This window comes from Diaphorobacter sp. B2A2W2 (assembly GCF_056730635.1).
In genome coordinates this window covers 366761-379771 of the sequence record NZ_JBWZOR010000004.1, presented here as the reverse complement: position 1 = coordinate 379771, position 13011 = coordinate 366761, and the positions used below count along the sequence as shown (strand labels likewise).

Sequence of the window (13011 nt, the reverse complement as noted above, 5' to 3'; positions counted from 1 at the left end):
TTTTACAATAGCAAAACTGCTTCACCTGGCGCGCTGCGCCACAATGCACCATGCTGACCTTCCAAGACATCCAGCACGCCGCTGAGCGCCTGCGCGGCCAGGTGCTGGAAACCCCCTGCGTCGAATCGCGCACGCTCTCGCAGATCGTGGGCGCACAGGTGTTCCTCAAGTTCGAGAACCTGCAATTCACCGCCTCGTTCAAGGAACGCGGCGCCTGCAACAAGCTGAGCCAGCTCACTCCCCAAGAACGCGAGCGCGGCGTGGTGGCGATGAGCGCGGGCAACCATGCCCAGGGGGTGGCCTACCACGCGCAGCGCCTGGGCCTGCGCGCCGTGATCGTCATGCCGCGCTTCACCCCCGGTGTGAAAGTGGAGCGCACGCGCGGCTTTGGTGCCGAGGTGGTGCTGCACGGCGACACGCTGGAGGAAGCCCGCCAGCACGCCTACCAGTTGGCGGAGCAGCAGGGCCTGACCTTCGTGCACCCCTACGACGACGAGGCCGTGGCCGCCGGCCAGGGCACGTTGGTGATGGAGATGCTGGCCGCCCAGCCCGACCTGGATGCGCTGGTGGTTTCGGTGGGCGGCGGCGGGCTGCTGGCCGGCATGGCAACGGCGGCGCGGGCCATTAAGCCGAACCTGGAGATCATCGGCGTGCAGACTGCGCGCTTCCCGGCCATGGTGAATGCCATCAAGGGCACGCACCACGCGCAGGGCGCGTCAACTATCGCCGAGGGCATCGCCGTGGGCCAGCCCGGAAAGATGACGCAGGAGGTCATTGGCCGGCTGGTGGATGACCTGCTGCTGGTGGACGAAGGCGACATCGAGCAGGCGGTGCTGATGCTGCTGGAGATCGAAAAGACGCTGGTGGAAGGCGCGGGGGCCGCCGGGCTGGCCGCGCTGGTGCGCCACCCCGAGCGCTTTCGCGGAAAGAAGGTGGGGCTGGTGCTCAGCGGCGGCAACATCGACCCGCTGCTGCTGGCGGCCATCATCGAGCGCGGCATGGTGCGCTCCGGCCGGTTGGCGCGCATCATGGTCAGCGCACGCGACGTGCCCGGCGTGCTCGCCCGCATCACCGCCCTCGTGGCCGAAGCGGGCGCTAACATTGAAGAGGTGCACCATCAGCGCGCCTTCACCGTGCTGGCCGCGCAGAACGTGGAGATCGAACTGGTGCTGCAAACGCGCGGCAAGGCCCACATCCAGCAGGTGCTGGACCTGCTGCGCGCCGCGCAGATGGAAGCCGAGTTGCGCTGAGAGCGCCATGCCGTACGGGGTGCGGGTAAGGCCCGTGCACGCGCGGGGGCGTTGTGGCTACACTTGTCCCCCATCAAGGCACCAGACCCCACAGGAGACCGAACCCATGGCCCATGACCACCCCATCGCCCCCAACGCCGCCGACGTCGAGGCCGCCACGGCCACCGATGCCGCCGAGTCCGTGGTGCATCTGATTCCCGTCGTGATCCCTGCGGTGGGTGCGGCCATGATCTTCCTGCTGGCCTTCATTGCGGTGTACATGGCCTGAACGCACTGCCCGCTCGCCACCCAGCCCCGCCTCTGCGGGGCTTTGTTTTTGGTGATCGCGTTTTGCACCGACGCCATGACGCGCATAACGTCATGTGTTTTTTGCATGATTTAGCCCCCTGTCCGACAGACAAATCGGGGGCGTCTTCATAAAATCGTCACCCCAGCCGACCTGTGCAGGGGTGCCACCGCGGTACCCCCGTTTCGCCAGCCGACTGAGTCCCAGCGGTTTTTTCAAAGGCAGCGCGCAGATCGGTTCAGCGCGGGCCTGTGCGTCGTGACCCGGTTCGCTTCCTTTGAAAAGACTGTTTTTCAACTTCAAAGAAGCCTTCCCGATGAACGCACCCACCATGCCCGTCCTGGACATTCAGGCGCCCGCATACGTCAAGAACGCCAAGCTGATCGCCTGGGTGGCCGAAATGGCCGCGCTGTGCAAGCCCGCCCGCATCCACTGGTGCGACGGTTCGCAGCAGGAGTACGAGCAGTTGTGTCAGCAACTGGTGGATGCCGGCACGTTCAAGAAGCTGAACCCCGCCAAGCGCCCGGGCAGCTACCTCGCGTGGTCCGACCCGTCGGACGTCGCGCGCGTGGAAGACCGCACCTACATCTGCTCGGAGAAAAAGGAAGACGCCGGCCCGACCAACAACTGGATGGCCCCGGCCGAGATGCGCGCCACGCTGCAGCCGCTGTTTGACGGTTGCATGGCTGGCCGCACCATGTACGTGGTGCCCTTCTCCATGGGCCCTCTGGGCTCGCACATCGCCCACATTGGCATCGAACTGACCGACAGCGCCTACGTGGCCGTGAACCAGAAGCTGATGACCCGCATGGGCAAGGCCGTCTATGACGTGCTCGGCACCGACGGCGAGTTCGTGCCCTGCATGCACACCGTGGGCGCCCCGCTGGCCGCAGGCCAGAAGGACACCACGTCCTGGCCCTGCAACCCCCAGGTCAAGTACATCGTCCACTACCCCGAGACCCGCGAGATCTGGTCGTACGGCTCGGGCTACGGCGGCAACGCACTGCTGGGCAAGAAGTGCCTGGCGCTGCGCATTGCCTCGACCATGGGCCGCGACCAGGGCTGGCTGGCCGAGCACATGCTGATCCTGGGCGTGACCAACCCCGAGGGCAAGAAGTACCACGTGGCCGCCGCTTTCCCCAGCGCCTGCGGCAAGACCAACTTCTCCATGCTGGTGCCGCCGGAAGCCGGCTTCGCCGGCTGGAAGGTCACGACCATCGGTGACGACATTGCCTGGATCAAGCCCCATGCCGACGGCAAGATGTACGCCATCAACCCCGAAGCCGGTTACTTCGGCGTGGCCCCTGGCACCAACATGCACACCAACCCGAACTGCATGCGTTCGCTGGACAAGGACGTGATCTTCACCAACGTCGCCCTCACCGACGATGGCGATGTGTGGTGGGAAGGCATGGAGAAGGACACCGGCAAGCTCCCGGACCACCTCATCGACTGGCAGGGCAAGGACTGGACACCGCAGATCGCCAAGGAAACCGGCGCCAAGGCCGCGCACCCCAATTCGCGCTTCACGGTGGCCGCCACCAACAACCCGGCCCTGGACCCCGAGTGGGACAACCCTGCCGGCGTGGCCATCGACGCCTTCATCTTCGGCGGCCGCCGCTCCACCACCGTGCCGCTGGTGACCGAGGCCCGCAGCTGGATGGAAGGCGTTTACATGGCCGCGACCATGGGCTCCGAGACCACCGCCGCCGCCTTTGGTGCGCAGGGCGTCGTGCGCCGCGACCCGTTCGCCATGCTGCCGTTCTGCGGCTACAACATGAGCGACTACTTCCAGCACTGGCTCGACATGGAACACAAGCTGGAGGAGTCCGGCCACCAGCTGCCCAAGATCTTCTGCGTCAACTGGTTCCGCAAGGGCGAGGACGGCAAATTCGTCTGGCCCGGCTATGGCGACAACATGCGCGTGCTCAAGTGGATGCTGGACCGCATCGAGGGCACGGCGCAAGGCGAGCCGACCATGTTCGGCATTGCTCCGCAGTACGCCGAGATCAACTGGACCGGCCTGGACTTCAGCACCGAGCAGTTCAAGATGGTGACCAGCATCGACAAGGCTGCCTGGGCCGAAGAACTGAAGCTGCACACCGAGCATTTCGACAAGCTGGCCTACCACCTGCCCCAGGAACTGCTGGCCACCAAGGCCGCGCTGGAGAAGCGTCTGGCGGCCTGACCGCCCTGCCTCGGCTCGGCGCGTGTAATTCAGCCGGGCCTACACACAACCCCGCGACCACATCTGTGGCGCGGGGTTTTTTCATGAATGTGCCCCGGAGGAAGCTGCCGCGCACATAGCAAAAAGGGCACCCGAAGGTGCCCTATTGTCGGTTGGCGCGGTGTCGCCGCGCGGCCGTTCAGCGGTAACGGCGCAGATCGTCCACCGCGATGCCGTTCATCGCACGGCTCAGGTCGGCCATGATGCGGGCGTCGCGCAGTGCGGCATTCCAGGTGCGCTCGTCCTCTGCCGCACGCCGGTGCGCGTCCGACCAAGCCTTGGCAGCGGCACGCAGGCCTAGCACCGCGCTGCGCGCAGGTGCCGCCAGCAACGCCATTCCCGCGAAAGCGATCACCCACATCACCATCCAGCCGGCCAGCATGTGGCCATCGTTCCAGGTGTCCATGACCTGGTTGGCCACGACAAGCAGCGCGGCGACCAGCGCCGCCAGCAGCAGCGACGTTGCGCCGCGGGTGCCGTCAAAGCGGGCAGCGGTTTGCTTCAGATGGCTTGCGGCCTCTTCAATGCGTGCAATGCCGTGGTGCTGGACAGGAACATCGATGTGTACAAACTTCGTCATGATGCGACTCGTACGCCACTGTTGGCGAAATTGCCGGGCGGTGCAGCAATACTAGGGTTTACCCTTGTTTGTGTCTAATTTATATGTTGAATCACCCATATTCATCCGTGTGATGATTGCGGCATGCAGCCATTGAACTTTCGCACGCTGGATCTCAATCTGCTGCGCGTCTTTGACGAGGTCATGGCCGAGCGCAACCTGACCCGCGCCGCCGAGAAACTGGCCATCACACAGCCCGCCGTGAGCAACGCACTGCGCCGGTTGCGCGAGGTGCTGGGCGACGAGCTGGTCACGCGGCGCGGCCACGGCGTGGAGCCCACGCCGCGGGCACTGGCCCTGTGGCCCGCCGTACGGCACGCATTGGCACAGTTGCAGGAGACACTTTCCCCCGGGCGCTTTGACCCGGCGTCCGCACAGACGACCTTCGTTTTAGCGATGGCCGACGCCACGGGTGCCACGCTGATCCCGCCACTCATCGAGATCGTGGAACGCGAAGCCCCCGGCGTCTCGCTGCGCGTGGTGCCGCTGACCACACGCGACCCGCGCCGCCTGCTGGACGACGAGAGCGCCGACATGGCCGTGGGCTACTTCCCCGCCGTGCTGGCCGACCTCACGGCGCGGGCGCAGTCGGACAACGTGGTGGCGCACGAAAGCACCCGCCTCTACGATGGCCAGTACGTGTGCGTGATGCGCGCGGACCACCCGCTGGCCGCCGTGCCGATGACGCTGGACCTGTACTGCGCCGCGCGCCACCTGCTGGTGAGCTTCTCGGGCAAGCCCTTCGGCTTCATCGACGGGGCATTGGCCGCGTTGGGACGTGAACGCCGCATCGTGCTTACCGTGAACCAGTTCTTCACCGCGGGACGGGTGGTGGCCACCACGGACCTGCTCACCGTGCTGCCGCGCCACTTCGTCGGCGTGGCCAGCGTGCGCGACGAACTGGTGTGGCGCCCGCTGCCCATGACGCTGCCGCCCGTGCACGTGGACGCACTGTGGCACCGCCGGCGCAACCACGACCCCGCCCACCGCTGGCTGCGCGAGGCGATTGCGCGCGCCGCGCGCAACACGCCCGCCCCCATCCACCGCCAGGATTGACCCGTCCCACTCACCCATGAAGCTGCAACTGCTGTCCGACCTGCACCTGGAAGCCCACCCGCATTTCACCCCCAGCCCCGCCGTTGGCGCCGATGTCCTGGTGTTGGCCGGCGACATCGGCTCTTACCAGGCCGGCTCGCTGCTGTCGGACGACGACTTCGGCCTGGCGCGCTTCTCTCCTCTGCCGCAGTACGCCGGATGGCCCACGCCAGTGGTCTTCGTCCCTGGCAACCATGAATACGACATGCAGGACTTCGACGCCGCGCATGCGCGCCTGCGCCGCATCTGCGACCGGCTGGGGCTGATCTGGCTGGAGCGTGAGAGCATGGTGCTGCAGGGGGTCCGCTTCGTCGGAACGACGCTGTGGAGCGACTTCGACGCGCTGGCCGACCACGCGGGGATCACCGACCCGGGCCAGCGACTACAGCGGCGCGAGAAGGCGTTCCGCGCGGCCAATTTCTATCTCTCCAAGACTGGCAGCACCCGCCAGGGTGTGCCCTTCCTTGCAGCCGAGGTGCGCGAACAGGCCCTGGTTTGCCAGGCCTGGCTACGCAACGCGCTCGCACAGCCCTTCGCGGGCACGACGGTGGCCGTCACGCACTTCGCGCCCAGTCTGCTCAGCGCCGATCCGCGCTACGGCCTGGTGCCGGGCACAGCGGGGTTTTGCAATGCGCTGGACGATTGCCTGCCCCACGCCCAGCTGTGGCTGCACGGCCATCTGCATGCCCCCAGCGACTACCTGGTGCGCGGGGCCCGCGTGGACGGCACGCCCTGGAGCTGCCGCATAGTGGCCAACCCGCTGGGCTATGCCCGCAAGGGGGAGCAGGCAACCTTTCAGCCGCACTGCGTGCTCACCGTATGATGCGTGCGGGCCCTGCGCCCGCCACCGCGTACCGCATCAAAAATATGACTGAAGTCAAGACAACAGGCGCCGGCGCGGATTAGTCTGATTTCTCGTTTCCGGAGCACTTCGAATGAACATCCTGCTTGCTGTCGACGGCAGCACCTACACCAAGAAAATGCTGGCCTACCTGGCCGCTCACGACGAGATGCTGGGCAGCTCGCACACCTACACGGCCATCACCGTGCAGCCCCAGTTGCCTCCCCGCGCGCGCGCCGCGCTCGGCAAGGAAGTCGTGGACAAGTACCACGCTGAGGAAGGCGAAAAGGTGCTGTCGCCCGTCGTGAAGTTCATGGCGCGTCAGGGCGTGCAGCTCAAGACCATGACCAAGGTGGGCCCGGCGGGCGAGACCATCGCCAAGGTGGCCGAGTCCGGCAAGTACGACCTGGTCGTCATGGGCACGCACGGCCACGGCTCGCTGGGCAAGCTGGTGATGGGCTCGGTCAGCACGCAGGTGCTGGCCAACTGCCAGGTGCCGGTACTGCTGGTGCGCTGATCAGGCCACCCGCATGGCGGGGCCGCTCGCCAGGCCGCTCAGGCAGGTGTCCGCGGCCCAGTCGATGATGCACTCGTCCGCATAGCCGCGGTCGCGCAGCATGCCGAGCATGGGATCGGAATTGCGCGCCAGCAGCGCACACAGGATCACATCGGGCGGTAACTCGCGCCGCAGCTGTCCCTGGGCCTGCGCCTCGACGATCCAGCCGAGGATGCAGGCATGCACCTCCTGCATCGATGCCTGGTAGGCGTCGCAGGCGCGCAGCGCCTGGGCCAGCGCGGAGTTGCGGCTGGGCAGCAGCGGCACCTCGTCGGCCAGTTGCAACTGCAGCGTCCAGCACAGCAGCGCGTGCAGGCGCTGCATGGCGCCCAGTTCGGCCGGCAGTGCCGCCAGAAAGCGCTGCAGGCGCTCCACCACATGCACCATGGCGGCCGAGCACAGGTCGTCCTTGCCGGCAAAGTGTTTGTACAGGCTGGCCTTGGCAATGCCTACGGCCGCGGCGACCTCGTCCACGGTCATGGTCTCGAAGCCTTTTTCGCCCAGCAGGCGGCTCGCGGCCTCCACGATGGCATCCTCGCGCGCCCGGAGCATCTGCTCCTTGAAGGACGGACGGGGCGGCTGCAACGTGTTCATGCGGGCGATGTTAGCGAGCCTTCACCCCGCGCAGGCCGATAACCCTAAAGACCCCCATCCGCGTGTGCCGTCAGGCCGACAGGTACTGCGCCGCCGCGCTGGTGAGCGCATCGGCCAGCGCATCCAGCACTTCCGACTCCAGGTTCCATGAGTGCCAATACAGCTGGATGGGCAGCGTATGGCCCGGCGCCAGGTCCACCAACCGGCCCTGCTGCAGCCAGGGACGCGCGAGCAGCTCGGGCACCACGCTCACGCCCCAGCCCGCGGCCACGGCGCGCACCTGGCCCTCCGAACTAGGCACGAACACGCGGCTGAGCGACACGCGTTTCAGGCCAAAGGTGCGCGTGACGAACTCGGCCTGCATATCGTCCTTGCGGTTGAACGAGACGAAAGGCACGTCGCGGAAGTTGTGCGCCGTGAGCCCTTGCGGCAGTTGTCGGCGCGCCAGCTCCGGCGCGGCCACGGCGACGTACTGCATGGCGCCCAGGGGCACCATGCGGCAGCCGCGCAGCGCGCTCTTCAACGTCGTCACGCAGCCCATCACCTGGCCCGAGCGCAGCCACTCCTGCGTGAAGTCCTGGTCGTCGGCAATGATCTCCAGCGGCAACCGCTGGCGCACCAGATCGCCGAGCGCGTCCACCGCCCAGGTCGCGATGCTGTCGGCGTTGATGGCGATGGCGATGCGCTCTTCCTCGCGGCCGCCGCCGCGCCCGCTGGGCATGAGGTCCTGCAGATCGCGCTCCAGGTCGGCGCGCAGCAGGCGCAGCTGCTTGGTGTGCTTGAGCAACAACTGCCCGGCCGAAGTGGGCTTGAGCGGCCGGCTGCGCACGATGAGCACCGAGCCCACCTGCGCCTCCAGCGCACGCAGGCGCTGCGACACGGCGGACTGGGTGATGTTCAGGCGGCGCGCGGCGCGCTCGAAACCGCCCTCTTCGACGATGGCGGCCAGGCATTCCAATGCGGCGGGGTCAAATGTGCTCACGGTCGGTATCCATTAGTCATTCTGATGAATTCCGAAGAAGTTTAATCACGCTTTTGTTTTTCATTGGGCCGCAGCACACTGCGCGCCATGAAAACCATCGTCCTGGGCGCCGGCATCATCGGCATTAGCACCGCCTGGCATCTGCGCGAGCGCGGGCATGAAGTCACTGTGGTCGACCGCCAGCCCGACGCGGCGCTGGAGACCAGTTTTGCCAACGCGGCGCAGATCTCGGTGAGCTACTGTGAGCCCTGGGCCAACCGCGAGGCGCCATGGAAGGCCCTCAAGTGGATGTTCGACAAGGAAGCGCCGCTGCTGTTTCGCCCCCAGCTGGACTGGGAGCAATGGCGCTGGTGCCTGAAGTTCCTGGCGCAGTGCAACGACACGGCCTTCGCACGCAACGTGCAGCAGATCGTGGCGCTGGGCGCTTACAGCCATGCCGCACTCAAAGAGCTGGTGCGCGTCACAGGCATCGAGTACCACCGGCTGGAACGCGGCATCGCGCACTTCTACACCGACCAGAAGTCCTTTGACGACGCGGCCCATGCTGTGGAACTGATGCGCCGCTTCGGCGTGCAGCGGCGCGTGGTCAGCCGCGACGAGCTGCTCGCCATCGAGCCGGCCTTCCGCGCTTACGGCGACCGCATCACCGGCGGCACCTACACCAGCACCGACGAGAGCGGCGACGCGCGCGTATTCACCCAGGCACTGGCCCGCCGCTGCGCCGAGCGCGGCGTGCAGTTCCTCTACGGTCACGACGTGCTGCGCCTGAACCGCTCCGGCGACGCTATTGAATCAATAGCTATTCGCGCTCGCCAGGAAAGCGCTACAGGCCAAAAAGACCAAATACTGAAAGCCGATGCCGTGGTCGTTGCATGCGGCAGCTACAGCGCACCGCTGCTGCGGGGCGTGGGCGTGCACCTGCCCATCTACCCCGGCAAGGGCTACAGCGCCACGTTCCCGCTGCTCAAACCGGAGGGCGCGCCCATGGTTTCCACCATCGACGACGGCAAGAAGATCGCCATGAGCCGCCTGGGCAACGTGCTGCGCGTGGCCGGCACCATCGAGCTGGGCGGCTACGACCTGTCGCTGGACAGCCCTGTGGCGCACGCGCGCTGCCACATGCTGTCGCGCCGCATTGAGACCATCCTGCCCGGCGTGTGCGACACGCGCACGCCCGAGGAAGGCGGCGATCCGCAGTACTGGACCGGCCTGCGCCCCGCCACGCCCACCAACATCCCGTTCATCGGCCGTACGCCGCTGCACGGCCTGTGGGTGAACGCCGGCCACGGCACGCTGGGCTGGACGCATGGCGCAGGCTCGGGCAAGGCCATGGCCGAGTTGCTGAGCGGCGAGCGGCCAGCCATGGACTTCGCCTTCCTGGGCGACGACACGCCCGCTGCCGCCTACGGGGCGCCGCGCCTGGCCTGAGCGGCTCGCACCTCAGCGTTTGCGCTGCACCAGCAGGTTGCGCTTGGCATCCTCGGGGTAGGCGAAGGTCACCGCGCCGGCCTGCACCTTGCCCATCACCAGCATGTTGGGGGTGATGGCCTCTTTCTCCTCGGCCGAGAAGGGCCGCTCGTAGGTCGCCACCACACCGTAATACACGCGCTGCAGGTTCTCCAGCGAATGCTTGAGGGCCGGGCCGTTGACCTGCCCGTCGCGGATGCCCAGCAGTGCATACATCAGCAGGTAGGCCGCGTCGTACCCTTGCGCCGCCGCCATCGGCACGGCCGGGCGGCCTTTGAAGGCGCGCGCGTAGGTGCTCAGGAACGAGGCGCGGCGTTCGTTGCTGGGCTCGGCGATGAAGGTCTGCGCCGTCAGCGCTCCCTCGGCGGCGTCTTTGCCGCCCTGGATGAAGAACGGGAACGACAGCGTCCAGCCGCCGACCTGCGGCACCTTCCAGCCCAGCTCCTTGCGGCCTTGGGCAATGACGGCGTTCTCCGGCCCTACGGTGTAGCTGAAGATGACCTGTGCGCCCGCATCGCGCGCGGCCTGCAACTGGGACACCAGGCTCTTCACGCCCAGAGGGAAGTTGGTCGCGTACACGGGCGTGAGCTGGTGCGCGGCGAGCGCCGCTTCCACGTCCTTGCGCCCGGCCTGGCCGTAGCCCGTGTCGTCGGCAAAGAGGGCCACGCGCGTCCAGCCGCGGCGCAGGATGTCCTCCACCACGAAGGGCGCCTGGATGTTGTCGGGGGCCGAGGTGCGGAAGATGAAGCTCTGCGCCGCCGGATAGGTGCGTGTCACGGGGGTGCCCGTGGCGCACGGCACGATCAAGGGCAGCTTCGCCTGCTGGAACACGTCCAGCGATTTCATCGCCACGCCGGTGTTGCAAAAGCCCAGGGCAGCCACCACGCCTTCTCTGGCCAGTTCCTGCGAGCGTTGACGGCCGGTGTCGGGCGAGCCCTGGTCGTCCTTGACCACCAGCTCCACAGGCCGGCCCAGGTAGCCGCCCACGGCGTTGAACTGCTCCACCGCGAGCTGGATGCCCTGCAGCATGGGCGTGCCGAAGTCCGACGACGGTCCCGAAAAGGGGCCGATGACCCCCACCTTCACGGGCTGGGCGCCCGCCATGCCCGCCAACGCCCACAGCGCCAGCGCCCCTGCCCAGTGTCTGGGTCTCATGGCCATCATCGTGTCTCCGCAATGTTGTGAAAAACACTCCAGCCTAACCAAAAGCGCGGGCGCGCGATGTGGTTTATTGCGCAGCGGCGCGCGGTCGCGGTCAGGGGCGGGTAAGCGATTTGCGGTGAGGGACCGCGCACGCGTTCAGTGCAGCACTGGCGCCGGGCCGGCCAGGAAGTCCAGCAGCGCCGCCTCGAAACCCTCGGGGTCTTCAAGCTGCGGCCAGTGGCCCACGCCGGGCAGCAGCACGGCACGCGCATCGGGCAGCACATGGGCCAGGGCGAGCAGCGCCTCGGGCGGAGTGCAGCGGTCGTGCTCACCCCCGATGAGCAGCGCGGGCACCTGCAGGCGCACAAGTTCCGGCGCACGCCGCGCGAAAGCCGTCAGGGCCTCCAACGCACGGCGGTAGGTGGCGGGCGGCACGCGGCCCATGGCGTGCCGTGCAAGCTGCAGCCCCTCGGGCAGCGCGCCGGGGCCGGCGTCGCGCGCCACGGTAGGGTCGGCCAGCCGGGCCATGTCCCGTCCATCGTCCAGGCCCGCAAGGCGCGGCGCCACCCACACGGCGGTGGCGGCCTCGTCCAGCGCCGGGCCGCCGGCACACAGCACCAGCCGCCGCACGCGCAGCGGTGCCCGCACGGCGATCTCCAGCGCCAGCATCGCCCCCAGGCCGTGGCCGACCAGCACCACCTGCTCGCACCGCAGGGCATCGAGCAACAGCAGCGCACGCTGGGCCAGGCCCTTGAAGTTGTAGGGCTCCACTGGCGCACTGCCGCCATAGCCCGGCATGTCCCATGCCACGGCACGGTAGCCCGCGGCGGCCAGGGTTTCCAGCGTGGGGGCAAAGCCCAGGTGATCGCCGTCGGCATCGTGCAGCAGCAACACGGTAGGGCCGGAGCCGAGCAGGGAAAAGCGTGGAAGAAGAGACATCGCAGGGTCCAGGGCCGCAGGGCACGCGCGCTGCAGGCGCGCAGGTGCAGACTGATAATAGCCCTCCCATTGCCCTACGCGGCGCGCCCAAGGCGCCGCCCCCCTTCGTGAACAGCCGCCTGCCCCACCCGCCCTCCAGCCAAACTCCCGTCTTCACGCCACGCGAGTTCCGCGACGCGCTGGGCATGTTCGCCACGGGCGTGACCATCGTCACGGCGCGCGGGGAAGGCGGCGCGCTGATCGGCATGACAGCAAACTCGTTCAACTCGGTGTCGCTGGAGCCGCCGCTGGTGCTGTGGAGCCTGGGGCACAAGACGTCGTCGCTGCCCGCTTTTTCCCGTGCCACACACTACGCCATCAATGTGCTGACGGTGGAACAGCGCGCCCTGGCCGAGCAGTTCGCCACGCGCGGCATCGACCGCTTCGCCGGCGTGGCCTACCGCCTGGGACTGAGCGGCGTGCCGGTGCTGGACGGCGCGGCGGCCGTGTTCGAGTGCTTCAACCGCAGCCAGTACGTGGAGGGCGACCACACGATCTTCGTCGGCCAGGTGGAGCGTTGCAGCCACCGGGAAGGCGCCTCGCCCCTGCTGTACCACGGGGGGGTGTTCTATACGGAGCATCCGCTGGGAAGCCTTTCGGCCACCGTAGCCCGCCCGATGGAGAAATAGCCGCCCCGGCTTGCGCCGGGGCGCAGGCACGCCCGGCCGCTTCGGGGCTGGGCGGAACGGGCCGGATATCTGCCCGTTACTTGGCTGTCGCCTCGGGCAGTTCGATCTTCACTTCCAGCACTTCCAGGTCGTCCTGGCGCTCGAAGTGGACCTTCAGGTCGTCGGCGTTGATCTTCACGTACTTGGAGATCACCGCCACCAGCTCGCGCTGCAGCGCGGGCAGATAGTCGGGCTGGCCGGCGCTGCGGCCGCTGCGCTCGTGCGCCAGGATGATCTGCAGGCGCTCCTTGGCCACCGAGGCCGTCTTTTTCTTCTCGCCGAGCAGGAAGGACAGCAGGGACATC

The 13011-nt window shown here is 67.5% G+C and carries 14 protein-coding genes; 8 read left to right on the top strand and 6 right to left on the bottom strand.

Annotation, left to right across the window (positions count from 1 at the left end):
- Positions 1 to 50 precede the first annotated feature (50 nt).
- The 3 genes from AC1PPL_RS10375 to AC1PPL_RS10365 all read left to right on the top strand — a co-directional run bounded on the left by AC1PPL_RS10375 (position 51) and on the right by AC1PPL_RS10365 (position 3724).
- Positions 51 to 1250 (top strand): threonine ammonia-lyase, encoded by a 1200-nt coding sequence (locus AC1PPL_RS10375; RefSeq protein WP_287927421.1) that lies wholly within the window; start codon positions 51 to 53, stop codon positions 1248 to 1250.
- A gap of 106 nt (positions 1251 to 1356) precedes the next feature.
- Complete coding sequence (locus AC1PPL_RS10370) at positions 1357 to 1518, top strand: hypothetical protein (RefSeq protein ID WP_012655207.1); 162 nt, start codon at positions 1357 to 1359, stop codon at positions 1516 to 1518.
- 334 nt (positions 1519 to 1852) lie between these two features.
- Complete coding sequence (locus AC1PPL_RS10365; protein WP_012655206.1) at positions 1853 to 3724, top strand: phosphoenolpyruvate carboxykinase (GTP); 1872 nt, start codon at positions 1853 to 1855, stop codon at positions 3722 to 3724.
- A gap of 178 nt (positions 3725 to 3902) precedes the next feature.
- On the opposite strand, the gene AC1PPL_RS10360 is transcribed toward AC1PPL_RS10365, so the two are convergent.
- On the bottom strand, positions 3903 to 4343 hold the full coding sequence (locus AC1PPL_RS10360) for a hypothetical protein (RefSeq protein WP_088887960.1): 441 nt from the start codon (positions 4341 to 4343) through the stop codon (positions 3903 to 3905).
- Between the two features lie 123 nt (positions 4344 to 4466).
- Here AC1PPL_RS10360 and AC1PPL_RS10355 point away from each other — a divergent pair, with 123 nt between their 5' ends.
- The 3 genes from AC1PPL_RS10355 (at position 4467) to AC1PPL_RS10345 (ending at position 6835) form a co-directional block, all read left to right on the top strand.
- Positions 4467 to 5438, top strand: coding sequence for a LysR family transcriptional regulator (locus AC1PPL_RS10355; RefSeq protein ID WP_047350125.1), 972 nt, complete (start codon positions 4467 to 4469; stop codon positions 5436 to 5438).
- A 16-nt stretch (positions 5439 to 5454) separates the two neighbouring features.
- Entirely contained in the window at positions 5455 to 6300 is an 846-nt protein-coding gene (locus AC1PPL_RS10350) for a metallophosphoesterase (RefSeq protein ID WP_479973217.1), read from the top strand.
- Positions 6301 to 6412: 112 nt separating this feature from the next.
- Positions 6413 to 6835 carry a universal stress protein gene (locus tag AC1PPL_RS10345; protein WP_012655202.1) on the top strand — a complete coding sequence of 141 codons (423 nt, stop codon included), beginning with the start codon at positions 6413 to 6415 and terminating at the stop codon, positions 6833 to 6835.
- Here AC1PPL_RS10345 and AC1PPL_RS10340 read toward each other — a convergent pair whose 3' ends face one another.
- Both AC1PPL_RS10340 and AC1PPL_RS10335 read right to left on the bottom strand, forming a co-directional pair.
- On the bottom strand, positions 6836 to 7468 hold the full coding sequence (locus AC1PPL_RS10340) for a TetR/AcrR family transcriptional regulator (RefSeq protein ID WP_287803865.1): 633 nt from the start codon (positions 7466 to 7468) through the stop codon (positions 6836 to 6838). It lies immediately after the preceding gene.
- Between the two features lie 70 nt (positions 7469 to 7538).
- Positions 7539 to 8450, bottom strand: coding sequence for a LysR family transcriptional regulator ArgP (locus tag AC1PPL_RS10335; protein WP_011803542.1), 912 nt, complete (start codon positions 8448 to 8450; stop codon positions 7539 to 7541).
- An 87-nt stretch (positions 8451 to 8537) separates the two neighbouring features.
- On the opposite strand from AC1PPL_RS10335, the gene AC1PPL_RS10330 reads away from it, so the two are divergent.
- A complete protein-coding gene (locus AC1PPL_RS10330; RefSeq protein ID WP_479973216.1) occupies positions 8538 to 9878 on the top strand; it encodes a D-amino acid dehydrogenase in 1341 nt (446 codons plus the stop codon).
- 12 nt (positions 9879 to 9890) lie between these two features.
- Here AC1PPL_RS10330 and AC1PPL_RS10325 read toward each other — a convergent pair whose 3' ends face one another.
- Together AC1PPL_RS10325 and AC1PPL_RS10320 are read right to left on the bottom strand one after the other, a co-directional pair.
- Complete coding sequence (locus tag AC1PPL_RS10325; protein ID WP_287741239.1) at positions 9891 to 11081, bottom strand: ABC transporter substrate-binding protein; 1191 nt, start codon at positions 11079 to 11081, stop codon at positions 9891 to 9893.
- Between the two features lie 135 nt (positions 11082 to 11216).
- Entirely contained in the window at positions 11217 to 11999 is a 783-nt protein-coding gene (locus tag AC1PPL_RS10320) for an alpha/beta fold hydrolase (RefSeq protein ID WP_047350122.1), read from the bottom strand.
- Between the two features lie 107 nt (positions 12000 to 12106).
- On the opposite strand from AC1PPL_RS10320, the gene AC1PPL_RS10315 reads away from it, so the two are divergent.
- Positions 12107 to 12667: a flavin reductase family protein gene (locus tag AC1PPL_RS10315; protein WP_479973215.1), complete on the top strand. Its 561-nt coding sequence runs from the start codon at positions 12107 to 12109 to the stop codon at positions 12665 to 12667.
- 76 nt (positions 12668 to 12743) lie between these two features.
- On the opposite strand, the gene minE is transcribed toward AC1PPL_RS10315, so the two are convergent.
- Positions 12744 to 13010 (bottom strand): cell division topological specificity factor MinE, encoded by a 267-nt coding sequence (gene minE, locus AC1PPL_RS10310; RefSeq protein ID WP_011803537.1) that lies wholly within the window; start codon positions 13008 to 13010, stop codon positions 12744 to 12746.
- Position 13011 lies beyond the last annotated feature (1 nt).